The organism is Leptothoe sp. EHU-05/26/07-4, assembly GCF_043421015.1.
GTDB lineage: Bacteria > Cyanobacteriota > Cyanobacteriia > Phormidesmidales > Phormidesmidaceae > Leptothoe > Leptothoe turfae.
Window position 1 is genome coordinate 780,449 of the sequence record NZ_JAXSQV010000003.1, and the last position, 24,555, is coordinate 805,003.

Annotated in this window: 25 protein-coding genes and 1 pseudogene; 12 read left to right on the forward strand and 14 right to left on the reverse strand. The window is 46.3% G+C overall.

Translation table 11 applies throughout. The features are described 5' to 3' along the window. Positions 1 to 54 precede the first annotated feature (54 nt). From U2F10_RS11170 to U2F10_RS11220, 11 genes are all read left to right on the forward strand, one after another. Complete coding sequence (locus U2F10_RS11170) at positions 55 to 876, forward strand: tetratricopeptide repeat protein (RefSeq protein WP_499872059.1); 822 nt, start codon at positions 55 to 57, stop codon at positions 874 to 876. 88 nt (positions 877 to 964) lie between these two features. Further along, positions 965 to 1,351, forward strand: a complete 387-nt coding sequence (locus U2F10_RS11175; protein ID WP_163663194.1) for an ArsR/SmtB family transcription factor — start codon at positions 965 to 967, stop codon at positions 1,349 to 1,351. Between the two features lie 104 nt (positions 1,352 to 1,455). Next, positions 1,456 to 3,375 carry a heavy metal translocating P-type ATPase gene (locus tag U2F10_RS11180; protein WP_499872061.1) on the forward strand — a complete coding sequence of 640 codons (1,920 nt, stop codon included), beginning with the start codon at positions 1,456 to 1,458 and terminating at the stop codon, positions 3,373 to 3,375. Between the two features lie 94 nt (positions 3,376 to 3,469). After that, positions 3,470 to 5,143 (forward strand): SLC26/SulP family anion transporter, encoded by a 1,674-nt coding sequence (locus tag U2F10_RS11185; RefSeq protein ID WP_499872063.1) that lies wholly within the window; start codon positions 3,470 to 3,472, stop codon positions 5,141 to 5,143. Between the two features lie 148 nt (positions 5,144 to 5,291). Beyond that, the gene (locus U2F10_RS11190; RefSeq protein WP_163663185.1) at positions 5,292 to 6,557 is read left to right on the forward strand and encodes a GTP cyclohydrolase II; all 1,266 of its coding nucleotides are present in this window, start codon (positions 5,292 to 5,294) and stop codon (positions 6,555 to 6,557) included. Next, the gene (locus U2F10_RS11195; protein WP_499866639.1) at positions 6,557 to 7,807 is read left to right on the forward strand and encodes a URC4/urg3 family protein; all 1,251 of its coding nucleotides are present in this window, start codon (positions 6,557 to 6,559) and stop codon (positions 7,805 to 7,807) included. Before U2F10_RS11190 ends, U2F10_RS11195 begins: the two co-directional genes overlap by 1 nt. Before the next feature lie 68 nt (positions 7,808 to 7,875). After that, complete coding sequence (upp, locus tag U2F10_RS11200; RefSeq protein ID WP_163663179.1) at positions 7,876 to 8,508, forward strand: uracil phosphoribosyltransferase; 633 nt, start codon at positions 7,876 to 7,878, stop codon at positions 8,506 to 8,508. 48 nt (positions 8,509 to 8,556) lie between these two features. Next, positions 8,557 to 10,026 carry a CoA-acylating methylmalonate-semialdehyde dehydrogenase gene (locus U2F10_RS11205; RefSeq protein WP_499872064.1) on the forward strand — a complete coding sequence of 490 codons (1,470 nt, stop codon included), beginning with the start codon at positions 8,557 to 8,559 and terminating at the stop codon, positions 10,024 to 10,026. Between the two features lie 236 nt (positions 10,027 to 10,262). Then, entirely contained in the window at positions 10,263 to 10,622 is a 360-nt protein-coding gene (locus U2F10_RS11210) for a hypothetical protein (protein ID WP_163663175.1), read from the forward strand. Between the two features lie 624 nt (positions 10,623 to 11,246). Beyond that, positions 11,247 to 12,428 (forward strand): DUF8692 domain-containing protein, encoded by a 1,182-nt coding sequence (locus U2F10_RS11215; protein WP_499872066.1) that lies wholly within the window; start codon positions 11,247 to 11,249, stop codon positions 12,426 to 12,428. Positions 12,429 to 12,659: 231 nt separating this feature from the next. Continuing rightward, positions 12,660 to 14,921, forward strand: a complete 2,262-nt coding sequence (locus U2F10_RS11220; protein ID WP_499872068.1) for a CHAT domain-containing protein — start codon at positions 12,660 to 12,662, stop codon at positions 14,919 to 14,921. A 109-nt stretch (positions 14,922 to 15,030) separates the two neighbouring features. Here U2F10_RS11220 and U2F10_RS11225 read toward each other — a convergent pair whose 3' ends face one another. The 10 genes and pseudogenes from U2F10_RS11225 to U2F10_RS11270 all read right to left on the reverse strand — a co-directional run bounded on the left by U2F10_RS11225 (position 15,031) and on the right by U2F10_RS11270 (position 22,345). After that, positions 15,031 to 15,291 carry a hypothetical protein gene (locus U2F10_RS11225; RefSeq protein WP_499872069.1) on the reverse strand — a complete coding sequence of 87 codons (261 nt, stop codon included), beginning with the start codon at positions 15,289 to 15,291 and terminating at the stop codon, positions 15,031 to 15,033. A 13-nt stretch (positions 15,292 to 15,304) separates the two neighbouring features. Then, positions 15,305 to 15,538 (reverse strand): hypothetical protein, encoded by a 234-nt coding sequence (locus tag U2F10_RS11230; RefSeq protein WP_499872071.1) that lies wholly within the window; start codon positions 15,536 to 15,538, stop codon positions 15,305 to 15,307. Between the two features lie 745 nt (positions 15,539 to 16,283). After that, on the reverse strand, positions 16,284 to 17,087 hold the full coding sequence (locus tag U2F10_RS11235) for a hypothetical protein (RefSeq protein ID WP_163665110.1): 804 nt from the start codon (positions 17,085 to 17,087) through the stop codon (positions 16,284 to 16,286). 22 nt (positions 17,088 to 17,109) lie between these two features. Then, positions 17,110 to 17,985 (reverse strand): annotated as a pseudogene (locus U2F10_RS11240) (RHS repeat-associated core domain-containing protein); the annotation flags it as partial. 138 nt (positions 17,986 to 18,123) lie between these two features. Then, positions 18,124 to 18,573 (reverse strand): hypothetical protein, encoded by a 450-nt coding sequence (locus U2F10_RS11245; RefSeq protein ID WP_499872073.1) that lies wholly within the window; start codon positions 18,571 to 18,573, stop codon positions 18,124 to 18,126. Between the two features lie 4 nt (positions 18,574 to 18,577). Then, the gene (locus U2F10_RS11250; protein WP_499872074.1) at positions 18,578 to 19,030 is read right to left on the reverse strand and encodes a hypothetical protein; all 453 of its coding nucleotides are present in this window, start codon (positions 19,028 to 19,030) and stop codon (positions 18,578 to 18,580) included. Positions 19,031 to 19,227: 197 nt separating this feature from the next. After that, on the reverse strand, positions 19,228 to 19,620 hold the full coding sequence (locus U2F10_RS11255; RefSeq protein ID WP_499872076.1) for a hypothetical protein: 393 nt from the start codon (positions 19,618 to 19,620) through the stop codon (positions 19,228 to 19,230). Positions 19,621 to 19,764: 144 nt separating this feature from the next. Beyond that, positions 19,765 to 20,007, reverse strand: coding sequence for a hypothetical protein (locus U2F10_RS11260; RefSeq protein ID WP_499872077.1), 243 nt, complete (start codon positions 20,005 to 20,007; stop codon positions 19,765 to 19,767). A 956-nt stretch (positions 20,008 to 20,963) separates the two neighbouring features. Then, complete coding sequence (locus U2F10_RS11265) at positions 20,964 to 21,392, reverse strand: hypothetical protein (RefSeq protein WP_499872078.1); 429 nt, start codon at positions 21,390 to 21,392, stop codon at positions 20,964 to 20,966. Next, the gene (locus U2F10_RS11270) at positions 21,392 to 22,345 is read right to left on the reverse strand and encodes an RHS repeat-associated core domain-containing protein (protein WP_499872080.1); all 954 of its coding nucleotides are present in this window, start codon (positions 22,343 to 22,345) and stop codon (positions 21,392 to 21,394) included. Before U2F10_RS11270 ends, U2F10_RS11265 begins: the two co-directional genes overlap by 1 nt. A gap of 14 nt (positions 22,346 to 22,359) precedes the next feature. Between U2F10_RS11270 and U2F10_RS11275 the strand changes: the two genes are divergently transcribed. After that, positions 22,360 to 22,539 carry a hypothetical protein gene (locus U2F10_RS11275; RefSeq protein WP_499872082.1) on the forward strand — a complete coding sequence of 60 codons (180 nt, stop codon included), beginning with the start codon at positions 22,360 to 22,362 and terminating at the stop codon, positions 22,537 to 22,539. Between the two features lie 35 nt (positions 22,540 to 22,574). Here U2F10_RS11275 and U2F10_RS11280 read toward each other — a convergent pair whose 3' ends face one another. The 4 genes from U2F10_RS11280 to U2F10_RS11295 all read right to left on the reverse strand — a co-directional run bounded on the left by U2F10_RS11280 (position 22,575) and on the right by U2F10_RS11295 (position 24,476). Further along, positions 22,575 to 22,838, reverse strand: a complete 264-nt coding sequence (locus U2F10_RS11280) for a hypothetical protein (RefSeq protein WP_499872084.1) — start codon at positions 22,836 to 22,838, stop codon at positions 22,575 to 22,577. Beyond that, on the reverse strand, positions 22,822 to 23,418 hold the full coding sequence (locus U2F10_RS11285) for a hypothetical protein (protein WP_499872085.1): 597 nt from the start codon (positions 23,416 to 23,418) through the stop codon (positions 22,822 to 22,824). Before U2F10_RS11285 ends, U2F10_RS11280 begins: the two co-directional genes overlap by 17 nt. Positions 23,419 to 23,612: 194 nt before the next feature. Further along, positions 23,613 to 24,080 carry a DUF6392 family protein gene (locus tag U2F10_RS11290; RefSeq protein WP_163659815.1) on the reverse strand — a complete coding sequence of 156 codons (468 nt, stop codon included), beginning with the start codon at positions 24,078 to 24,080 and terminating at the stop codon, positions 23,613 to 23,615. A 9-nt stretch (positions 24,081 to 24,089) separates the two neighbouring features. After that, entirely contained in the window at positions 24,090 to 24,476 is a 387-nt protein-coding gene (locus tag U2F10_RS11295) for a hypothetical protein (protein WP_499872086.1), read from the reverse strand. Between the last annotated feature and the right edge of the window lie 79 nt (positions 24,477 to 24,555).

Genomic DNA, 24,555 nt, shown 5'->3' on the forward strand with positions numbered 1-24,555 from the left:
GAAAAAGAGCAATTATTTGCTAAGGATAGTACACCGCAGTTGGGATCGTTGGCCATGGTAAATCACAGACGTTTTGCAGTTATTTTAGGGACAACCTTAGCGGTGACATCGGTCTATCAAGGCCTGGCGATGCAGCCCGCTCACGCAGTGCAGCCTGTTCACGCAGTGCCGCTGCTGGCAACAACTAATGCTGACGAATTGTTGGAACGGGGTCAGCAACAGGCGGAGCAAGGACAGTTAGCGGCTGCGATCGCAACCTATACCCAACTGATTGAAACCGACGCTGATAATGCTGAAGCCTATCTGCAACGGGGCATTGTCTACCATGATGTCGGCGACATTAACCAGGCCATTGATGATTTTTCAGCAGCTCTGCGACTCCGTAGCAATCACCCAGAAACCTTCTACCATCGAGGTGAAGCCTATCTGCATACGTCCAATGTGAATGCAGCCATTGCGGACTTGACCCAGGCCATTGAACTAGATCCAGAGTTTACCCAAGCCTATATGGATCGCGGTACGGTTTTAGCTGAACTTGGACAGTTTTCCCTCGCCCTGACTGATTTCCAGCAAGCGGTTGCCCTGGAGCCGGATAATGCTGATGCCTATTACAATCGCGCCCAGGTTTACATTAGCCTCAGGGATGCACAGACAGCCCTGGCTGATTTTGATACGGCCATCCGTTTAGATCCTGAGCTGGCAGAAGCCTATGGTACCCGTGGTTTGTTAAACCACCACCTTGGTAACTCTCAACAGGCCATGGCCGATCTACAACAGGCGGCGACTCTATTTCAAAATCGGGGAGACCAGGAAAGCTATCAGATGACTCTGGGTTTCATGGATCAGGTGCAGCGGCAGATAGACGCCCAACCTTAGCCAAGTAAACCAAGAATAGTTGAACAGGCTTTCAGGTGGTAATGATTCTCAGTATCATAGCAGTATGATGCTGAGGGTTACCCTTTACATGCCTGCTTCAAGTCGAAAAAATAACGGAACGACAGCTGATGCTCCTGGCTGTGACCAGTCCCTTGTGCATTTAGAGAGTGTGCGTCAGGTGCAGCCGGAGGTGCTGGCGACGGAAAAGGCCCAGCGGATGGCAGAGTTTTTTACTGTGTTGTCCGATCCCCATCGCTTAAAACTGCTGTCGGCTCTGGCTCAGCAGGAGCTATGTGTGTGTGATTTGGCGGCAACGGTGAAAATGGGGGAATCGGCAGTCTCTCATCAGCTGCGGGTGTTGAAGTCTCATCGGTTGGTTAAGTATCGTCGCCAGGGACGTAATGTTTTTTATAGTTTGGCGGATGGACATGTTACCGCGCTTTATCAGGAAGTTGCTGACCATTTAGATGAGTAACGGGGGGAGATAGACGTTAGAGGCCAGAACTCAGGCATGAGATTTGTTTTTATTGTGTAATATATGAATATTCGTTCAGATATTCAGATTTCTTGGTGACTACTATGGCGGGATCTCATTCCCATGGGTGTTGTGGCCATGGCCACGGTCATGATTTAAAGGAGTTCAATGTGCGTCAGGCATTGATGCCTATTGTGGCTGCGGCCATTCTTTTTTTGATTGGTTTTGTTTTTTATCAGCCACTTCACAATACGCCATTTGCGATCGCAGAATATGCGGTGCTGCTGCCAGCTTATTTCATCAGTGGTAAGCAGGTGCTGACTACGGCAGGGCGCAATATTCTCAAAGGGCGGGTTTTTGATGAGAACTTTTTAATGGCGATTGCGACATTGGGTGCGATCGCCATCCATGAGGTGCCAGAAGCGGTGGCGGTGATGCTATTCTTCCAGGTGGGGGAGCTGTTTCAGGATTATTCTGTGGGGCGCTCCCGCCGCTCAATCAAGGCTCTACTAGAAGTGCGGCCAGACATCGCTAATCTCAAGGTTGATGGTGTTATTCGCGCCGTTTCCCCTGAGATTGTTAATGTGGGCGACATCATCGTGGTACGTCCTGGCGAGAAAGTGCCGTTGGATGGAGATGTCTTAGGGGGTACATCTCTAGTGGATACCTCGGCCCTGACTGGAGAGTCCGTGCCCCGAACCATTACGGTTGGTCAACCAGTTTTGGGGGGCATGATGAACCAGTCTGGTGTTTTGACGGTGAAGGTGACAAAACGCTTTGGGGAGTCATCGATCGCTAAAATTTTGGACCTGGTGGAAAATGCCAGTAGTAAAAAGGCGGATACTGAAAAGTTTATTACCCGCTTTGCCCGCTATTACACCCCTGCGGTAGTGTTTCTGTCGTTGGCCGTGGCGATCCTGCCACCTCTGTTTATGGCAGGGGCAACCCAGGCGGTTTGGACCTATCGCGCCCTGGTGTTGCTGGTGATCTCTTGTCCCTGTGGTCTGGTGATCAGTATTCCGTTAGGGTACTTTGGGGGTGTGGGTGGAGCTGCTAAACGCGGCATTTTGGTAAAGGGCTCAAAGTTTCTAGATGCCCTGGCCCAGGTAAAGACAGTTGTTTTTGATAAAACGGGTACCCTGACCCAGGGAAATTTTCGGGTGACTGATGTGGTTACCCATAATGGTTGGAGTAAGCAGCAGTTACTAGAACTGGCTGCCCAGGCGGAAGCTCAATCCAATCATCCGGTGGCACAATCCATTCGACAGGCCTATGGTCAATCGATTGATGTTACCGATATTCAAGACTATGAAGAAATCTCGGGCCATGGTATTCGTGCCAAGGTGAAAGGCAGTACGATATTAGCGGGTAACGATCGCCTGCTGCATCGAGAACAGATTGCCCATGATGTTTGTGTTGTTGATGGGACTGTGGCCCATGTGGCTGTCAATGGTGAGTACAGTGGACGCATCATAATTGCGGATGAGCTGAAGGAGGATGCCGTTGAAGCAATTCGGTTGCTCCATTGCCAAGGGTTAGAAACGGCCATGCTGACAGGGGACAGTCAATCTGTTGCCGATAGCATTGCTAACACGCTAGGTCTGGATCAATATCACGCAAAGCTGTTGCCTGAAGATAAGGTGGATGCCCTAGAAGAGTTTTTACATCGTGCAAATCAGACAAAAGGCAAAGTGGCTTTTGTGGGCGATGGCATTAACGATGCCCCCGTGATTGCTAGAGCTGATGTGGGCATGGCCATGGGCGGTCTAGGTTCCGATGCTGCCATTGAAACCGCCGATGTCGTGATCATGACCGACGCCCCCTCGAAGGTGGCGGAGGCCATTCAAATTGCTCAAAAAACCCTGCGGATTGTTTGGCAAAACATCACGTTAGCAATGGTGATAAAACTTTTCTTTATTGCCCTCGGAGCCATGGGGGTGGCCACCCTGTGGGAAGCGGTATTCGCCGATGTTGGAGTGGCCCTGCTCGCTATCTTAAATGCTGGACGAGTGTTGAAAAGTTAAATTTTTAACCACCAGCAGCCACCATGGCCACCATGATGGAAATTATGGAAATTTCCTAGGATAGAGACATCTACCAGTACACGTGAAATGAACTATGGAGATGCCATTGGGCCTCAAGCAATTGTTGTCTTATCAGTCAGCCTGGTTAAGGGGAGATATATTGGCTGGGCTAACGGTGGCGGCCTATTTAATTCCCCAATGTATGGCCTATGGTGAATTGGCTGGAGTTCAACCTGTGGCTGGGCTATGGGCGATTCTGCCTGCCATGGTGATTTACACCTTGTTGGGGTCATCGCCACAGTTATCGGTCGGCCCAGAATCCACAACCGCTGTGATGACAGCGGTTGCCATTGCTCCTTTGGCAACGCCCGGCGGTAGCGACTATGCCATCCTGGCCGCTTTATTAGCCCTGCTAGTGGGGGGGATATATATTCTGGGCTACCTGACACGACTGGGGTTTCTTGCTGATTTACTGTCTAAACCTATTTTGATTGGCTATATGGCCGGTGTGGCCGTGATTATGATGGCGGGGCAGCTGAGCAAAGTGAGCGGTGTTCCCACTGATGCAGACACTGTTTTGGGAGAGATTCAGGCGTTTGTCACCCATCTCAGTCAGTACCATGGTCCCACATTGATTTTGTCCCTTGCCGTTTTAGTCTTTTTATTTGTTGTGCAGGCGCGATGGCCCAATGCACCAGGGCCCTTATTGGCGGTGTTGCTAGCAACAGTGGCTGTGAATGTATTGCGGCTTGACCAGCTTGGGGTGGCTGTAGTGGGCAATATTCCAGCGGGGTTGCCTCAGCTAAACATTCCCAACCTGTCGATGAATGAGGTGACACCCCTGATGGCGGCAGCTATTGGTATTGCTGTGGTCGGCTATTCCGACAATGTGCTCACGGCCCGGGCCTTTGCCACCCGTAATGGCTACAAAATTAACGCTAACCAAGAACTACTTGCCTTAGGAGCTGTCAATATTGGAGCCGGTCTCATGCAGGGATTTCCCATTAGCAGCAGCGGCAGTCGCACCGTGCTGGGCAATGCTCTTGGTAACAAAACCCAGCTCTTTTCCCTCGTGGCGATGGTGACCGTGGTTGGGGTGTTGTTATTTATGCGACCAGTGTTGTCGCTATTTCCCCAGGCCGCCCTCGGGGCCTTGGTGATTTATGCGGCTACTCGACTCATTGAGATGTCAGAATTTGTTAGACTGCTGCGCTTTAGGAGCACTGAATTTGCCCTGGCTGTAATTACCACCCTGGGGGTGCTGGCAACGGATCTGTTGGTGGGAATTGCGATCGCAATCAGTCTTTCTGTCGTTGATCTTTTTGCCCGTGTCGCCCGACCCCATGATGCTGTTTTGGGTCAAGTGCTGGGCCTAGCAGGCTGGCATGACATTGACGATTGGGACGATGCGACAACGATTCCAGGATTGGTCATCTATCGTTATGATGCCCCCATTTGTTTTGCCAATGTTGAGAATTTTAAACGACGAGCGATGGCGGCGATTGAAGCTGAACAAGAACGGGTGGAGTGGTTTGTGCTGAATACAGAAGCCATTGCCGAAATCGATATCACTGCCGCCGATATGCTGGTAGAGCTTCACCAAGAGTTATGTAACCAGGGGATTGTCTTTGCCCTGGCGCGGGTAAAACAAGATTTGTATAGTCAGCTCAAACGTTCTGGACTGCGAGATCTCATTGGTAATGAACGCATCTACCCGACGCTCAAAACAGCGATTCGTGGGTTTGAAGACCGATATCGATTTAAATAAGAGATTTAAGCATAAACCGAGCCAACTATTTATAAATCTCTATTCTTGAAACCAAACGTTACTCCATTGTTAGACTGATACTTCAATTACAGTCCCATTTACCGAAAAATAGGATAATTTTAGGATTCGTTGACAAACGGGTTCTACCATGGCAACAGTACAGCCTCCTCGGCACAAGCATATTGTTCTAACGTCTCATCCTGGCAATTTTGGCCAAGATTCCATCGAGATTAAATGGGGTGAGGCAGACCCAAATGAGCGCGGTCCCATCATTGCCACCCTGGGCAACCGCGCCCATCGAAATGTGATTGGCACCCATTCCGGTGGCTATGCCGTATATCGAGCATTAGCCGTTGCCAGTGGTAGTTTAGAGCGGGATCACCGTGCTGATTTAACCAATACGGCCCCAACAGTGTCCATTGGTCCCCATGCCAGTTGGACCGTGCCGGACAAAATTATTTCCCTCGATCCGTTTGGTGCATTGGATCAGGAGCTGTTTTCGGACCTCAGAGCAGAAGGCTACGACATTCGCCCATCCATTGCCATTACGAAGGCCCACATCAATATTCCAGAACTGCAAGAGGCCGTTAACCAGGGCCGTATTCACGTTGATGGCAAAATTCTGAAAGACGGTGGTGAGCTACTGGTTACGAAGGCGGCCATCGAACCGGCGTGGCATCTACCAGGCATTGCTAAGCGGTTTAGCGTGAAGGAAAGTGACCTGCGTCGCACCCTATTTGAGCAGACCGGTGGTATGTTTCCAGAGCTGGTGACCCGCCCGGACCTGCAGGTATTCTTACCCCCCATTGGCGGACACACGGTTTACATTCTGGGCGATCTTGAGGCCATTACGGATCCAGACCGTCCCTTAGCTGTGCGCATCCATGACGAGTGCAATGGTTCAGACGTTTTTGGCTCAGATATTTGCACCTGCCGTCCCTACCTGGTGCATGGCATTGAGGTAGCCCTCGAAACAGCCCAAGCTGGGGGAGCTGGTGTGATTATCTATGCCCGTAAAGAAGGTCGGGCCCTGGGTGAAGTGACCAAGTTTCTGGTTTACAACGCCCGCAAGCGTCAGGAAGGCGGCGATCGTGCGGATACGTACTTCACCCGTACCGAATGTGTGGCTGGGGTGCAGGATATGCGCTTTCAAGAACTGATGCCCGATGTGATGCATTGGCTGGGTATTACCCGGATTGATCAGTTTGTCTCCATGAGCAACCTTAAATACGACGCGGTTACCCAATCTGGAATTGAAATTGTCGAACGCATTTCCATTCCGGAAGGCCTGATTCCAGCCGATGCCCAAGTGGAAATGAAAGCGAAAAAAGCAGCTGGATACTACACCGAGGGTGACGTGCCTGATGAGACCGTTCTCACTCAAACCATTGGTCGCCAGTATGAGGATGCCTAATGACCCCTGAAGAACAGGCGGCAATTGCCTATTTGAGAAAGCCCCAGGCAATTCGCGATCGCACCCACCAACTATTTGATCTTTGCCAGGCCGATCAGCTTGACCATTTCGCTTGCGATCTCTCCAAGTTAGGAGTCGTAGCGCAGTATGTTGTCGAGACGACCCAGCAGCTATACCCTGATTTTGACGTACCGTTTCACAGCCGCTGGCGTCACTTTGGTCCACGGCTGAGCCCGTTACTAGTTCCCCGCCCCGCCCCAGGGGAACTGCCGCCTCAAACGGCACCAACAGCCAAGATAGAGGCCGCTAGATCACAGCTAGACCTGGCCATTATTAGCGTGCTTCTAGATGCCGGTGCGGGCAGTCAGTGGCAGTATCAGGATTTTGCGACAAATCAAACCTTAGGACGTTCAGAAGGGTTAGCGGTTGCCAGCCTGCGTGCATTTGAGCAGGGATTTTTCTCCACTGATCCAACGCTGCTAAATCAGGTAGATGCAACAGCGTTGCAGTATCTAACGGAAGCAGATTTAGCCCAGGCTTTTCAGGTGAGCGAAGAGAACCCTTTGGTGGGGCTGCCCGGTCGACTGAGGTTGCTGCAACAATTAGGCGCTGCTTTGGCAACTCAACCGGAGCGGTTTGGGGCCAACCCAGCTAGGCCTGGCAATTTACTAAACTATTTGACTGAGCGCTATGGTCAAACTCTCGACGCGGGTATTTTGCTCACTGAAGTGATCGAAAGCTTTGGCTCAATTTGGCCCGGTCGAGTCGCTTTGGCAGATACCAACTTGGGGGATGTGTGGTCTCACCCCGCATTTACTGACCAAGGTCCTGGAACAACCTTGGTGCCGTTTCATAAGCTCTCCCAGTGGTTGACCTATTCTTTAGTAGAGCCGTTAACCGCAGCAGGGATAACCATCAGCAACTTAGATGCACTGACGGGGTTAGCCGAGTATCGCAATGGTGGTCTGTGTGTAGATTTAGGGCTACTGGTGCCTAAACATTCTGAGGTTATGGGCCAACCCCACCTGCCGGGCTCACCCGTTGTGGTTGAATGGCGAGCTTTAACGGTGGTGATGCTGGACAAGATTGGTGACTGTGTTCGCCAGTTGCTTAACAAATCTTCTGAAGAATTGCCGTTAATCAAAGTGCTAGAGGGTGGCACCTGGGCCGCTGGACGACGTATTGCCAAACAACTACGACCGGCAGGTGTGCCGCCCATTGCAATTCAAAGCGATGGCACTGTCTTTTAGGGGTATTCTTAATTCTTCTCAGGGTGGTCCCTGTCCACCCTCCGTTGTGGCTTCTATGGGATTACCTGATGGAAAAATTGGTAACGCAAATTGAACATCCCCTGATTCAGCATAAACTGACTCTGATGCGTCAGAAAGATACGAGTACGGCTAAGTTTCGACAGTTGTTAGAAGAGATTAGCCTGTTGTTGGCCTACGAAGTGACCCGTGGGCTGCCCCTGGAGCAGGTGCCCATCGAAACACCCTTTGCCACCATGAAAGCCCCCATGTTGACGGGTAAGAAACTGGTGTTAATTTCCATCATGCGGGCTGGCCAGGGAATTTTAGACGGGATGCTCAAGCTTATTCCCTCGGCACGGGTGGGCCACATTGGTCTCTATCGCGACCCTAGAATGCTGATGCCAGTGGAATATTACTTTAAGGTGCCCAGGGATGTCAGTGAGCGGGATATGCTGATTGTTGACCCCATGATTGCGACGGGTAATACTGCGATCGCAGCCGTCCACCGCCTCAAAGAAACCCAACCTCAGTCCATCAAGTTTGTCTGTCTTCTCGCCGCACCAGAGGGCATCAAAAGCTTCCATGAGGAACATCCCGACGTGCCCATTTTCACCGCCGCCATTGACGACAAACTTGATGAGCATGGTTACATCCTGCCAGGCCTAGGAGATGCTGGAGATCGAATGTTTGGGACTCAGTAAACGGTGTCAGAGAACGATGCACATTTAAAGTTCTAGGGTTTAGCTTCCATGAAACAACTGAAAAATTACATTGCCGGTACCTGGCAACAATCTAAAACCACTGACTACCTTGAGGTGATCAACCCTGCCACCAATGTTCTCCTCGCAGAGGTCCCTCTATCCCTGGCTAATGAACTCGACCAGGCTGCAACAGCTGCCAGCGAAGCTTTTTCCTCCTGGCGACGCATTCCGCCCACCTCACGCATTCAGTATCTGTTTAAACTCAAAACTCTTTTAGAAGAACACCGCGACGATCTTGCCAAAACTATCACAGAAGAATGTGGCAAAACCCTCAAAGAATCCCAGGGAGAATTACAGCGAGCCATTGAAAATGTTGAAGTGGCCTGTGGTATCCCCACCCTCATGCAGGGCCATAACTCAGAAGATATTGCCCGTGGCATTGACGAGAGTATGATTCGTCAGCCCCTGGGTGTGGTCGGAATCATCGCCCCGTTTAATTTTCCGGCAATGATTCCATTTTGGTTTTTTCCCTATGCCATTGCCTGCGGTAACACCTGCATCATTAAACCCTCTGAAAAGGTGCCCCAAACCATGGAAAAAATCATGGAACTGATTGACCAGACAGGATTACCGGCAGGGGTGGTGAATGTGGTCAATGGTAGTAAGACGGTGGTGGATGCTCTGTTAGACCACCCCACAGTCAAGGCCATTAGCTTTGTGGGGTCTAGCCCCGTAGCCAAGTATATCTATCGTCGAGCAGCGGAGAACGGCAAGCGAGTACAGTGCCAGGGTGGGGCAAAAAATCCGGTGGTGATTTTGCCCGATGCCGATTTAGAAATGACGACGCGGATTGTGGCAGATAGTGCCTTTGGCTGTGCGGGACAGCGGTGTTTGGCGGCATCCTTGGCGATTACTGTGGGTTCGGTAAAAGCTGATTTTACGGATGCCATTGTTGAGGCAGCCCAGCAGCGTGTAGTAGGCAATGGCCTGGATGATGGCGTGCAGATGGGGGCGGTAATCAATCAGGGCAGTTGCGATCGCATTCAATCCCTAACCCAAACAGGCATTGATGAAGGCGGTAAACTCCTAGTTGATGGTCGTAATCCAAAAATTCCTGGCTACGAGGAGGGCAGCTTTGTTCGCCCCACTCTGCTGCAAGATATTCCCCTGCAAGGTGAAGTTGCTACCACGGAGATTTTTGGTCCAGTGCTAGGCATGCTCCATGCCGATACCCTGGATGATGCCATTGCCTTAGTAAACCAAAGCCGCTGGGGCAACATGGCCTGTCTGTTTACCAACTCCGGGGCAGCGGCTCGTAAGTTTCGCTATGAGGCAGAGGCCGGCAACGTTGGCATCAACATCGGTGTGGCTGCACCCATGGCATTTTTCCCTTTCAGTGGTTGGAAAGAGAGTTTCTACGGAGATCTCCATGGCCAGAGTCAACATGCTGTAGAGTTCTTCACCCAAACAAAAGTTGTTGTTGAACGCTGGCCTAAAGAATGGTCACGTCAGTTTTAATTAACAGCCTATTTTCTGAGGATAGCCATCATAGGAAATCCTGGTTGATAGTGTCCCGAATCGAAGGGCATTCACAAAGGATTCCCCTACAGAATTGCCCATTGAGCTCTTGACTCCTCACTGGGGCAAGATCCCTCGATTTAAGTTAATCTCTGATGGTGTAAACGGAGGGTTTAAATCAGATTTTAAGCTTTGTGTTGTCTAATTTTCGATAGTGTACCTTCGCTAAATATCTAATGGATCCTAATCAAGATACAGGCGCAAATCAGGCAGATATTAACGATACCCTCAATAGCATCTTGAGCCAGGCCATGAGTCTCAAGCAAGATATCGACGAAAATCAGCCAGATGATAATGCGACTACCATCAACAATATCTTGCTACGTACAGCCTATGAACAAATTCCGGCTAAAACGGCTGATGCGATTCCAGGGCTGGAGATATTTGAAGACAACGATAATCCGGGTAGCTGGTTTTGGGAATGGGAGTGGGGTGAATGTCAGGATGGCCCCCATGAAAATGAGCTAGAAGCGTTGATTTCGTTTGCCCGATTTTCTGCTGAGCTGGCAACTGAGTTAGGGGATGATGACGAATAAGGAAGAAACTAAAACCACAGCTAAAGTAGCAAACCTTGGTTGTTTAATTTCTTAACAATACTCCAGTGGAGTGTTAACTAACATTGCGCTGGAGTAGGGATATGTTCGCCGTTTCTGAAGCCCTTAATGAGCACATCAGTGAGTATCACCGTTGGAGGAAGGCGGACATTACTGAAGTGTTCAACCCAGTCAATGAGTAGAGCCATACAGATGTTGTAGTACTGACAAACTTGAAGCATACATAACCCTTGAGCCATCTATGTCAGCAGCTGTTGTTCAAAGTGAATACACAGCTGTAGTAGGTCCGGATATCTAAGGTTAAGAAAAGTTTAAAGCAACTTTATATAAACATTAAATTGAGGTTAAAAGATGAATGCTAACCTCTGTTCAAAAGGGTATATTTTCTGCAAGGTTTAAAGCTTTGCGAGTCAATGGGCAAGAATCAAGAAAAAAGTGCATAGCTGAGAACTAACAGCTTTTCCATAAAAGAACAATTTTTAAAGGGTTAATGGCTCAAGTCTTTTGACGTTAGTGAGCATGTTGAGCCTGCCAGAGTTACTTGCTTTATGTTTTATGAGCCAAGGCTAATTCTCGATAGAAATCACCTCAACATAAATAACTAAGATGACAATATCAGCGATTCAAAAGAAACCAATAAATTGGTGGGTATGGGTATTAGGTGTTGATTTTCTCCTGATCTTAAACACAGGGATATACAAGTATTTGCCTGATTTCTCAGCAAGAGGCTACTTAGGCCATTTCTTGTTGTGGGGAGAAAACAACCTAGCAGTCTGGTGGAGCAGTATTAATTTATTTGTTGTAGGATGCCTGGCCTATGAAGTTTCTTGCCATCTAAGGGCAAAAACCCGTAGTGCCTGGTGGGTTTTGGCAATTTTATTCATTGCTCTATCTGCAGATGAATTAGGCTCTTTTCATGAAAGGGTGGGAGGTTGGTTTAATCTCCTGCCGTATGCCATTGCCGCGGTTGCTTTGTTGACCTATGCCTTAATACTACTTTTTCGAGAGAAGCAATCTCGTTTTTCGGCAACTTGCATTTTGCTGGGCTTTACAATATTCGGGTTAGTTGCTGTTCAGGAATACTTTGAGCATGCCCTTGAATGGCCTTACTGGCTATCAGGTATCAGAGTAGCTATGGAAGAAGGCTCTGAACTTGTCGGTATGTTTTTATGCCTTCTTGCCCTTATTCGTCAACGTCAAAATTATCTTTCGTCCTCATCACTTATGGTCGTTGTCCCTAATCCATGGCGAATGAAATTTTTATCTTTTATTTTGCTGGCTGGAACAGCTTTTCATTTTGTTATCAGTCTATATGTTGTTTCTGCTTTAACGGCTTCAGATTTTATTTTTAGAGGGAATCCAGCGATATACTATCCATCAATGGTTGCATTTCTTTTGTTCTGCGCCTTAATTTGGTGCTATCTAGAGCCAATATCTGACAGGCATTTACCATGGCTTATGCTGCCTATATACTTCCTGATTTGCTCAATGCTGATTGTAGATCCTATTAATTGGTTCGGCATTAGTACTCAGTTTTATTTGCTTTATTTTGTCCAAATTGTTGTCATTGGATTAGGGCTATTTTATGCTGAGCGCAATGTAAAAACAGTAAACTATAATTTTTTACGGCCTTTATCTATTCTTGTAGGCTTAAGTTTAATTGGTGTTATGGTTAGAGGTATCTTTATACAGCATCTATTATCTGGCTTTCTTTATTACGGATTATATGAGTCTCTAGCAGCGAAGAAGTTGGGGGCTCATCAAAGAGCAGATTTTGGCCACTCTTAACCGTCAGAGCTCGTTTAATCTGTATGCGATTAAATTGCATCACATTGGATGTGGTTTCAGACCATAACCAAGATAGCAAACCCTAGTTAGTGTTGACCCCTTTTGAGAGCTGGGCACCTTAGCATGGAGGCCGCTGTACGCAGCAATCCATCCTAGGGTGACATGATACATTTAGGCAGATACACAGCAATAGGACCTACTACGTGCCTGGTCATCCTATTGCTGAGAATAGTGCAGCCTAATGCTGTAAGCGCACAAGGTATTACCCCTGCAACCGATGGCACAGGCACCACTGTCACCCCCAATGGCCAATCTTTTGATATTGAATCAGGTAGTCTATCTGTAGATGGCAGTAATTTGTTCCATAGTTTTCAGACGTTTCAGCTGGCCAGTGAAAATACGGCTAACTTTCTAACCAACCCGTCAGTTCAGAGAATTTTTGCGCGGGTGAGTGGAGGTAACACAGCTTTTATTAACGGCAAATTAAAAATTTCAGGAAGCCAAGCAGATCTCTTTTTGCTCAACCCTGCTGGAATTATCTTTGGCCCTGATGCTACCTTAAATTTACCGGCAAGCCTGACGGCAACAACTGCAAACCATATCGAATTTAATCATGGCCGGTTTAATGCCACAGGCATTCATAGCTACGGTACATTGATCGGTAATCCTACTGCATTTGCCTTTGGTCCATCAGGCACGATTCACAACCAGGGAGATTTAACCCTATTACCTGGACAATCACTTACCCTGTTAGCAGGCACCGTTATTAAAACTGGCACTCTCACCGCCGACAATATTCAAATCCAAGAAATCTCTGAAGGACAGATAATTCAAGTCAGCCAGGCAGGTTCTCTCCTAAGTCTGGAGCTTTCTGGAGAAGCATTTCAGGACAACTCGGTTAACGGTAGCCTGACAATGCTACCAAACCTTTTGACAAGTGGTAGGGCAGAGCATGCGGGTCAAATTATTACCAACACTGATGGCCAGATTCTCTTAACTGATTCATCTCTGCCCACAGCCTTACCAGGGCACGCTTTAAACCCTACTAATTTATTCGCGCATCACCCCTCAGAATCATCGTCCTTATCTGCCAATCTAGGTGACTCTTCTCCCCATGGCGACATTTATAATCGAGAAGCCCCATCCCATCAATCAACTACCACCGGCAAACCTGGTGAGAATCACCGGGCACCCTCTCAATCGAGGATCGCTACACATCATTTTCATCGCACTGTATTAAATACCGCCAACGCCAGCGCAGCACTAGCCGATGTGGAAGACCAGCGTACTCAAGACTTCTCCAACTATTTTGGTCGTGATCTACAAGCTGAACAACTAACACTACCGGAAATTCAACATCTGTTAACCCAGATCCATGGGGAAACGGGGCATCAATCAGTGGTTGTCTATATTAAGACGCCAAAACTCGCGATAGATATTGCCCAGCAAACCTCCACAAAGCTAGAACTCCTGATTTTTAAATCTGTTGGGGAGCCGATTAATTTAGAGATTTCTAATGTCAGTCAAGAAGAACTCTTCACAACAGTTGAACAGTTTCGACGTGCTTTAATTGCTTCAGCAAGAACAGGATCTAAACGGTATTTACCATCGGCGCAAAAGCTTTATCAATGGTTGATTCAACCGATTGAAGATGAGTTGGGTTCCGAGCAAATCGATACTATTCTATTTTCTATGGACTCGGGCCTGCGGAGTTTACCCATTGCGGCTCTGCACAATGGCCAGCAGTTTTTGATTGAAAAATATAGTTTAGGCATGGTGCCATCCCTGGGGCTAATGCGCTCCAATTATCAACCCTTGGGCAAAGCTCAGGTATTAGCCATGGGAGCAAGCTTATTTCAAGAATTACAGCCTCTCCCTGCTGTCCCTGCGGAATTAGAAAATATTGAACAGCTATGGCCAAGTCGAGGCTTTCTCAATGAAACGTTCACCCGTAAAAATCTTATCGATCAGCAGCAGCAAACGCCTGCCCAAATTATTCATTTAGCCACCCATGCTGAGTTCAACGCTGGGAATGCTGACCAATCGTATATTCAGCTTTGGGATGAACAGCTTCATTTAAGCGACATCCACACCCTGGGTTGGGATCAACCAACGGTCGATTTACTTGTTCTCTCCGCCTGTCGTACCGCCCTGGGGGATGTCAATGCTGAGATGGGATTTGCTGGTTTAGCTGTGGCAGCAGGGGTAAATTCAGCCCTGGCCAGCCTTTGGACAGTGAGTGATGTGGGGACCCTCGCATTAATGAATGAGTTTTATTATCAGCTACAGCAAACCTCAATAAAGTCAGAAGCCTTACGCGCAAGTCAGTTAGCCATGCTTAAGGCTGACATTCGGATCGAGTCGGGCCAGTTACTCAGTGAGGCATCTCGCAGTGTCGTGCCTCTCCCGGCCGAACTGAGTCAGTTAGAACATATTGATTTTTCTCACCCCTACTATTGGTCCGGCTTCACGATGATTGGCAGTCCTTGGTAAGCAAAAGCATACACAGAAAGGATTCTGCATCTTTTTAATTATTGTGGCTTAAATATGACCTTCAGCCCCACCCCCAGCGTATTGTCCGGGGCGAGGGTTAGGGGGATGGCTATAGCACTGGCTTAACATCCGTGCTATCAGTCGGGAGGAGCAAGGGCAGGGACACCGCTACACTTTGCTGGGCACTGATGGTAATGCTTTTTGCATACACCGTTCCACCAGTCGGAATGCCCACCATCGCTATCCCTTGATCAGCGTCATAGCCAGTTATTGTGCCTGAGTATTGGCTACGTGATGCCCGTTTGTAGCCCAGGGTCGCCACTCTGGCTGAAATGTTGGTGGGCGATGCCCACCCTACCAGAGTATCCACTATTCAGAGAGATTTAATCATTTTTCTCATACACTTCCTGTAGGCTTAATTTTGCCTGTTTCATGGCTGTGTAAAATTCCTCAAAGTCGAGAGACCAAGGAATTCTTTCAGGGTGTTCATAGATCTCAATTTCTAAAGTTCCTGATCCAATATTGACTTCTGCAATTTGAAGTGAATCATCTAACATTATGTCCGCAACCAAATATTCTCTATCAGGAGGACTTGAAATTGAAACATTAAGCACCACTTTAAATTTCCTTATTTTAATTCAACTACTCTTTGAAGAACAGAAAATCACCTGTCTCATTAAAAACCACATTGTGCCAGGATCCGTCAAAATTTCATTTAGTTGATCTTGTACTGTTGGGTTGATTTTAGATGGATTCCCTTTTGGAGCAGGAAACTTACTATTGCCAGCCCTCTTACCTTGTCCATGTTTATTTAAAGACCCTCCTGCTTTAGTAAAATTGGGACGCCTAGGATCCGTTACTTTTCTTGCATTCGATAAGTCATCTATGGATCTTGCGTTTATTCCTCCCGTGCCTCCTACGGGGAGATTGGGAGTATTGTTTAGCCCTGGATTACCTTGAGATCGTAGCGGAGCCGCAGGATTAAGGTAATCGACTGTCCCAGTTGGAAGTCTGCCTCCACGGGGCAGTGCCGGAAAAGGTTCATCGCACTACCTGGCTGTTGCTTGGAAATAGTGCGTTAGTCACGCTCCCTACCTGGCTGTATTTTCCGGCTTTAGTTTTGTTGCAACGCTGTCTCCAAGCTCACAGGCATTTCGTGAGCGTCTATTGGCAGCAGGCAAGCGCAAAGCAAGTGTTAGGAGCACTGATGCATAAGCCTATCAGAGCCATTTATGGGGTACTCAAATCTGGAAAACCCTTTGCCCCCAATCAACTTTTGCCAGCTACTTGACAACCAGGATTTAGAACAGTGTCTACTACTGTCTGCTAAACGTGCACACCTTATCCAGCTACACTTGCTATCTATGGTTGTTCTATACGTTCTTCTAAAATATTCTTCAAAGCTCTTATGGCTCTCGCGATATCCTCAAAAGTTATTACTATCAAACAACCCATATAGGACTTTCTCGATAGCTTTTTAAGCTTATGCGGGAGAAACATAAAGTTCATTAGGAGTTCACGAGAACCTAACAAATGTGAAAAGAAATCATCTGCAAATTGCACTTTTACAAAATAAAGAGCATTATAACCATATATAGTGTGAATCATTTCTACATTTATATCATGCTCTAAAATAGCACTGAAGAAATCTATCAAGCGTTCTACTTCACGATTAAAGTCTGAACTTTTACCTATAAGAACTCTGTGAGAGTCTACATAATAGAGCCTTTTATCTCCTACAGGCGAGATTCTAAACGAAAAATATAACTCATCTGAGTCTAAAGCTGATGAACTTAAATTCAGGGAGACTATAATTTCCTCCGTAATCATGAATGACCAAGATTTATGTAAGGTTTGCTTAGTCTTCTGATGAGTACTTTTGTAAACTTGCTCAATTTTTTGCATGAGTTTGTCAGCAGAGTACTTTTCTAAATGTTTTCCTTCTCTCTTTGGGAGCCACTCATAGTCACTTAGAAACACATTCAGAAGGGATAGAATAAACTGAATCTCATTTTGAGATTCTAATTGATTTCCAGTTGAAACCTCAATCTTCATTTCGTCGAGCGAAAATCCCGTTCGCCCTAGAAAATCTTCATTTATAGAAGACTCTTTCATTACACTTTGAATGTCTTCTAAAAGCTCAAGTTCTTGCCTTGATAATTTCATTTTCTTGCCTGCCTTAATTATTCTAATTCAAGTTTAAGTGAAATGAATTAATACCCTGGCCCCACATCTTGGAAGCCATCGCGAATAAAATACTTTGGGCCTCAGCTTCAGAAGTCTTAGGAAAAGCGGTTGAAGGACTACTAGAACTATTAGGATGCTCGATCACAATTATACGTTCTACTCCACTCCAATATTCAGTAGCATCATCTCTTACTCGGTCATTAGCTATTAAATCAGGAAAGTTGATGGTGCTATCTACTGACTCTGCTAGCTGACTTTCAGAGTTAATGCCTATATTTCTGAAATCTGCACCATTATGTCTTTCCCATGAATGCTGAGCCACCCCCTCAGCCCATTCACTTGCATTAAACACAAAATCTGTTGGATCAACTGAATCTAATCCACTTCCAAAAGGAGGTAATGAAAATGACCCAAGATCTTGAATCTCTTCACCAAAGCCACCAGGGTACAGATCTTCGAGATTGACGGGTGGCGTCTGTAAGATTTCATCCCAATCGACTTTTGGCAGAGGCAGATTGTCCCAGATGGGTCGGTTGGGGTCGAAGTCGGGATTGTAGCCGCCAGTGGCAGTTTCTAGACACCACTGAGCAAAGTCTTCAAGGGCCTCGCGGGTCTCTTCTGATTGCAGTTGGTTATTGAGAAGGACGCCTTCTGTCACTAGCGCGAGTACAGCGCCTACGACTATGAGAGGAACAAAGGTGGCTTCCCCGCTGGGGTCGGTGTAGTTGGTGGGACTATTGAAGACGTAACGATAGAGGTTGGCATCGCCTGCGTCAAAGCCCAGCGGGTTTTCTGAGATAAAGCGATCTACCGTCGGGTCGTAGTAGCGTGCCCGGTAGTACATCAATCCCGTCGCTTCATCCCGCTCTCTGCCGGTGTAGCTAAAGTGGAGGAATGTTGGTGGGCAATGCCCACCCTACCTGCTTGACAAGTAGGATTTAGAACAGTATCTACCTGCTGGCTGCCGATTTCTGGGTCAAATGGTGAATTTATTCCGAATTAAATCTAATGCAAGCTAAATACTCTTAAGAACAGATAATAAATCACAAACAATTCCCCTCCATAAATATTGATATTGTTCTATGGTTATCTTCTCGGTATGAGTAACTAAATTAATGATATCTAATTTAGGGCAATAGCTATATGTCACCGTTACATTTGAGTTATCTATCTTTGCTTGAATTTCTAAAACTCCATCGTTTAGATAACAAAAATGTTCGAAGCTGTGTGTTCCCTTTATAAGGTTATCTTTCAATGAAAGATAACCTTCAACCAAAAACTCAGCATCACATTCAACAGCAAGTGGAATTATATCTGCAATCTTGGCTATTGGCTTCCCAGATATTTCGATATGTTTGTAGTTTTTCCTTAATAGCTCATTCATTAGCCCATGTGGATTTAGTTCTCCTAATGTTCCAAGAGAATTTATTTCATAACTTACATGAAGATTAATCTTTTTTGTCATAAGATTATTTCATTGGTGCAGGTCTATTATATGCAGGATGTTCTGATCCTATTGGAAATGTATGAATTGATCCATCCCTTCTCAGAATGACTACAGCTTTATGAGCTGAATCAGATATATATTTTTCACTTGTTGGAAGATTACTAGGTGGGTAATCATTATAAGCTCTAATAACCATTCCATCTCCTGGTGCAATCGGCACGGAAAAAGCTTGGCCAACTCTCATTTTAGATGTATCAAGACTACTGACAGCGCGTTCAGCTGCCTCGCTTGATAACCATCTTCCTTGTGGCTTTCTATCTCCTCTTGCTCTTGCTATGACGTCGCTAATTGGTCTATCTGGTCCATGTGGACCCACTGTAATATCTTCAAGAGAGGGTTGTGGCAGAGAAGAACCAAAAATAAAGTCTCTAGGATCTATCTGTGGTATAGGGAATGGATTTGTTGCTTCTCCCAATATGTCTGATAAATCTTCCTGTGGTCCTTCCCCAAAGCCACCAGGGTACAGATCTTCGAGATTGCCGGGTGGCGTCCGTAAGATTTCACCCCAATCGACTTGCGGCAGAGGCAGATTGTCCCAGATGGGTCGGTTGGGGTCGAAGTCGGGGATGATTGGGAGACTTGGCGGGCTGTGCCTACCCTACCCTACGCTTGCTAAGAGTGGAGATAGACATCATTATATGCATTTTTGAAACCTCTGATTTTTTCTAAAGCATGAGTTGATGTCACTTTGATGTAGGCTAGGTCAACACCTAAACTTTTGATTTTTGTTATTTCTTGAGACGAGTTGAATTTCTCTATTGATTCGAAGATTTTCTTGAATATAAGGTAGTATCTATCCTCGATTTTTCCATGACTGATTTGAGTGTGTAGTACGTTATTTGGGGTGGTAGCACTTTCAAGAAATGTAAAAGTTGATGGGACAGTAACGACCCAAGGTGACATACCATCCAGGCGTTGAGTATCTAGAATTTGCGACTCATTCGGCCTCGGACCACCTCCGTATCTTTCATGTGCAGAAATTCCTAACATTAAAACTGCATCCAAAGTCGGGAAGTATTGGCTAAATGTCGAATTTGAATTGACGACAGAAATTTTTGAGAGTCGACTAAAAGCATCTGTCCATATCCTATAAGTTTCTTGATCCTTATTAAGGATTATGATGTGTAAACACACGTTTCTTCTCCTACCTTATGGAATACGTAACTCATCATGAATCATGGATGGATCAAGGCGTGGCAATGAATAGTTAAGAATGCCATAGGTTGGACTGCCTCTATCCACACCATTATCTACAAATATTCCAGGGCCTGCCAGAAATTCTGTTTGAAGTCCAGTTTCAACGATTATAAGGAGTCCTCCATTCCAAAAACTGCTATTCACCTCTTGGTGAGGATAGTCTATTGCACCTTCAGCGCCCTCGCTCACCGCCACCAGCCGCTGGCGATGGTCCTACTCATAGGTGGTTCACCGTGCCATCACTAATGCGAGTATGACAATGCAATCGCCCTCATTGTCATACTTGTAATTGAATACCCCATCAGTGGTGAGCTGATTATTGGCGGTCGTCTGATACCCCGCATTGGTGCGGTTGCCGTTGGCATCGTAGCAGTCGCGGCTTCAGTGCTTTGGGCCGTATAGTCCGTAGCTCAATTCTGGCATGGATGACTCGTTTCAACTCCGCCAACAGTATCTATTACTGTTCGAACTCCGCTACTTTCTCCTGAAAAGAGATAGTAAAATTCTCAGTAGAGAGGGAAAGAACTGGATTACGTCCAAAGCCTTTAGAAACCCACCTACGGCGAATATCGCCGATGACACACGAAGGACATACCACTTTTGCTCAGGGGTTGTATCACCTAAGAGTAAGATAGCTAACACTCCGGCTACTAACCCGCATAGAGCTGCGAACAACACGGACATCACAATTATGTATACGTATGTCATAAGGATGGCTGATTAACTGATTAAGTCGAGCATAGCTGAATATTGTGCGCTCATCAGTCTTCGTTAAAAGGTGGAAGATTCAGAGCTGGACTTCCGTTAGAGACAATACTGTCTGCCACTGGAGCAAGCGGTAACACTACGGGAGAGTATCTTGGAGTGATGTTGGCACTGGTTGGATAGAAAACAGACTTAGAAGAACGAGGAAAGCTTTCAGGTATGTCCAGACCATGATATGGAAGGCGATAATCTGATCTGGGAGTCAGATTTCTGCCTCTAGATTGTATGGCTCGTGCTCTAATGTTAGCACCAACCACAGATATACTGTTTGGGTTGTTGAGTTGAGCACACTCAACCCAACTTACTTGTTGTTGATGGACATGGTGATGGAGTCCCCTTGGAAAGGGTTCGTTAGCCACGCACCCTGCCTGCTTGCTGATGCTTCGCTAACATTGAATTTCATTTATGAAGGTCATTACTCCTCCATGGTGAAATATCCACATACAACTATCTTTGGTACTTGTAATTAACACATCACCATTAAAAAAACACTCACTGTAAGCATTAAGGTGTTCGGTTATAAAACACTCAAGATCAGCTGCATGCACTTTGAATGGTCCAAGTTCTTTCTTGTAAGATACTTCAGTGACAACATATATATCACCACTAATTTTTTCGTGTTCTGGAAGCTCTTTGAATATATCAATATCCTCAAGCTCCTCCCAGTTCTTTAACTGCTTCCAACTAATACTATTCCCCCTGCTTGATAGTTGATTCAGAGTTTCTTCAAGTGTTAAATATTCAAATCCAAAACAGAATTGAAAGCTGGATTTAAAGCTTTTCCACGAAATGACTACCGATTTAAAGTCGATCATTAGAAAGTTTCCTGCCCTTCGATAAATATCTTTTCAGTTACACTGTGTCGTCTTCCATTAAAGTCACGTACGGTTACATGAGGACCTTCATTAGTATTGGCATGCCCATCGGGGTTCCACTCAATTCTCCGTTTACCATCAGGACTCTCCCACCAATTTGGCTTGTAATTAATATAGTTATCTAAGGATCCACCAGCAGCATTTTCGGCGGCTTCTAGTAATTTATCCTGATCTGGAACGAACGTTCTGATAACTGGTTGGCCAGCCGAGTTGGTTCCTGTTTCATTTTCACCATTAGCATCAAAAAACGGTTTTTCAAGCTCTGGATTAGGAGATCTTGGATCAGCATCAAAGTCATCAACCTCCGGCTGCGGTCCTTCACCAAAGCCACCAGGGTACAGATCTTCGAGATTGACGGGTGGCGTCTGTAAGATTTCACCCCAATCGACTTGTGGCAGAGGAAGATTGTCCCAGATGGGGCGGTTGGGGTCGAAGTCGGGGTTGTAGCCGCCGGTGACAGTTTCCAGACACCGCTGAGCAAAGTCTTCAAGGGCCTCGCGGGTCTCTTCTGATTGCAGTTGGTTATTGAGAAGGACACCTCCTGCTCCTAGCGCGAGTACAGCGCCTACGGCTTTAATGGCTTTGACGCCGCCTACGAATATTAGAGGAGCAAAGGCGGCTTCCCCGCTGGGGTCGGTGTAGTTGGTGGGACTATTGAAGACATAACGATAAAGGTTGGCATCGCCTGCGTCAAAGCCCAGCAGGTCTTCTGAGATAAAGCGTCCCACCGCCGGGTCGTAATAGCGCGCCCGGTAGTATATCAACCCCATCGCGTCATCCCGCTCCCTGCCGATGTAGCCAAAGCGGAAGTCGAAGTCGGGATTCGTCTCGCTCGTCACCTGACCAAAGCTGTTATCAACGATGCGGTTGAGAATTTTGCCGCTCGCGGACACTCGCTCAATCTATTATGCTGGGTTTCTTGGCCTTAACCCCCCATACGGCAAGGGGCGATCGCACTGAGAGTCACAATGTTCTTGATCGCTGCCCTCATTTCACTGCCTGCGATCGCTACCCTGATGATCCGTCAGCATACATGTGTAGTGCTGGGTTTCTTGGCATCAACCCATCCTACAGCGAGAAGCGATAGCTCTTTCGGATGCTGGAGATGTTCAGTAACCACCCTCATATATGGCAGCGCATAATCTCCTGTTCGTCTGCGTCAAGGTCTTGATTAAGGTGAACATGAAATCCATTAGAGTATTCACCAAGAGCCATCCTTATAAAGGTCTTTGCTAAAGCTATATAAGCCTGCTTATGGGCGTATAAAACTGGTATACCATTTTCAATCACAACCTTTAACTCTTCATCTATCTCTTCATCATAATCAAATTCAATTGTATTTTTTGATGAAAGATCTTCAAACTCAAACTCAAATTTTTTCATCATCTTCTAGAGCGATACCTTTTTTATTTCGTGTCAAAAGAGTGTTTGGCTTTTCGAGACTTTCTTTGCTACTCCGTAATATGCTTATTGAAAATCCGTCTATTTTTCCTCTTGCATTTCTCCTCAGAGCCTCAACATTAGTATGGCGTATAGGGTCACCTCCCTTAACAAGAGGATGAGTTTCTGTTCTTAGATTTACCGATCTTCCACCTCCAAAATCAATAGTAACGTTCGTTTCCTGTAAAGTATCAGGATTTAGACGGTTTCTTGTGACAGAAAAATCACCACTTTCGATGCCTTCCTGAATACTATCGAATATTTCTTGGGTTTTCTGACTGGGTAAAGAAGGAGGGGTGTTCGCTGCTGGACTTGAGTGATTTGGAATATTGTTTCCAGCGGAACCTACACTAGGAGAGGATGCTCCTTCCAGTAAATCTCCTGCCCTTCCAACTCCTGGATTACCTTGGGATCGTAGCGGAGCCGCAGGATTAAGGTCATCGACTGCCCCAGTTGGAAGTCTGCCTCCACCGGGCAATGCCGGAACAAGGTCATCCCCGGAGCCCGCCAAGGCTGCCGGTGTCATCACCGATAATGAGCCAACCTAAAAGTCCCTCTTCCAAGTTAGGGAGAGGGACTTTGGGAGAGGGCTGGAAGGGGTAGGGGTGGGTAGGCCTACAATGCGTTGGCAAGATCAATGATTTCGCCGTTGCTGGAGAGGATGATGGAGTCCCCCTGGAAATGATGCGTTAGTCACGCACCTTACCTGGCTCTTTTTCTCTATTTACCCATTTTTGCTGGAGTGCAGTATTCAACTGTCAGAAGTAAAATCTTACTTAGGTCACTCGCATACTGAATATGTAGAGATGCATTTGAGAAATAATATTTATCCCAGGGTAGGCTTTGCCCTAGAAATGGAATTTTCTCTCCACCACCACTTTGTTCTGGACTACCCATCAATCCATATATAGTGCTTTGAGACATATGAAAAGATAAATTGGCCGGGAGTTTTGCTTTGTATTCATTATATTCTCCGAAATCTTCAGAATAAAGCTGTATGCTCTTAACTCTTAGAGTGGAGGATAATACAAGAGATATTCCACTATCAGGAGATTCCAGATAGGAAACTCCTTCTATTTCTTCGATAGAATCAGAAGAAAATAGGGATTGGAAAATAGTGGTTAAGACTAACTCACTATGATTCATTCCTAATAGTTGAACTATTTCTCCGTTAAGAATCTTATTCATGGCTTCTAACTAATAAAGACCATCTTGTCTATTAAGATTATCTAAGTCATTAAATGCATTATCAATGTTTTGTTGATCAAAACCTGCATTAATTAATGCTTGGCGAAGTACCTGCTGATCTTTTAAAGCTGCAACAGCTAGATTATTCGCATCACCAGCAATTTGTCCTTTTGTATTTCTTCCACCATATGTTCTTGAGGACTTTCTGTGAATAGCAGTAGGAATCATAATTGTGTTTGTTTTATTTCTAAGAGCTTTTGCTTCTTTTGGTGTCAGAGAACGTCCTAATGTGCGTTCTATATTTTCCCTAATAGCACCAAAAGAAGGGATATGGTCTGGTGTTAAACCATCTTTAGCGCTCCGGACAGATAAATCTCCATATTGGCCAACATCCAATGGATTAACCGGATTATTTGCGCTATTAGAGTCAAAAAACGGTTTTTCAAGCTCTGGATTAGGAGATCTTGGATCAGCA

Bases quoted from the DNA above. Each gene is read 5' to 3' on its own strand.
- U2F10_RS11170 (WP_499872059.1), top strand. From the start codon at position 55: ATGGTAAATCACAGACGTTTTGCAGTTATTTTAGGGACAACCTTAGCG.
- U2F10_RS11175 (WP_163663194.1), top strand. From the start codon at position 965: ATGCCTGCTTCAAGTCGAAAAAATAACGGAACGACAGCTGATGCTCCT.
- U2F10_RS11180 (WP_499872061.1), top strand. From the start codon at position 1,456: ATGGCGGGATCTCATTCCCATGGGTGTTGTGGCCATGGCCACGGTCAT.
- U2F10_RS11185 (WP_499872063.1), top strand. From the start codon at position 3,470: ATGGAGATGCCATTGGGCCTCAAGCAATTGTTGTCTTATCAGTCAGCC.
- U2F10_RS11190 (WP_163663185.1), top strand. From the start codon at position 5,292: ATGGCAACAGTACAGCCTCCTCGGCACAAGCATATTGTTCTAACGTCT.
- U2F10_RS11195 (WP_499866639.1), top strand. From the start codon at position 6,557: ATGACCCCTGAAGAACAGGCGGCAATTGCCTATTTGAGAAAGCCCCAG.
- upp (WP_163663179.1), top strand. From the start codon at position 7,876: ATGGAAAAATTGGTAACGCAAATTGAACATCCCCTGATTCAGCATAAA.
- U2F10_RS11205 (WP_499872064.1), top strand. From the start codon at position 8,557: ATGAAACAACTGAAAAATTACATTGCCGGTACCTGGCAACAATCTAAA.
- U2F10_RS11210 (WP_163663175.1), top strand. From the start codon at position 10,263: ATGGATCCTAATCAAGATACAGGCGCAAATCAGGCAGATATTAACGAT.
- U2F10_RS11215 (WP_499872066.1), top strand. From the start codon at position 11,247: ATGACAATATCAGCGATTCAAAAGAAACCAATAAATTGGTGGGTATGG.
- U2F10_RS11235 (WP_163665110.1), bottom strand. From the start codon at position 17,087: ATGAAATTATCAAGGCAAGAACTTGAGCTTTTAGAAGACATTCAAAGT.
- U2F10_RS11245 (WP_499872073.1), bottom strand. From the start codon at position 18,573: ATGACAAAAAAGATTAATCTTCATGTAAGTTATGAAATAAATTCTCTT.
- U2F10_RS11265 (WP_499872078.1), bottom strand. From the start codon at position 21,392: ATGATCGACTTTAAATCGGTAGTCATTTCGTGGAAAAGCTTTAAATCC.
- U2F10_RS11275 (WP_499872082.1), top strand. From the start codon at position 22,360: ATGCTGGGTTTCTTGGCCTTAACCCCCCATACGGCAAGGGGCGATCGC.
- U2F10_RS11280 (WP_499872084.1), bottom strand. From the start codon at position 22,838: ATGATGAAAAAATTTGAGTTTGAGTTTGAAGATCTTTCATCAAAAAAT.
- U2F10_RS11285 (WP_499872085.1), bottom strand. From the start codon at position 23,418: ATGACACCGGCAGCCTTGGCGGGCTCCGGGGATGACCTTGTTCCGGCA.
- U2F10_RS11290 (WP_163659815.1), bottom strand. From the start codon at position 24,080: ATGAATAAGATTCTTAACGGAGAAATAGTTCAACTATTAGGAATGAAT.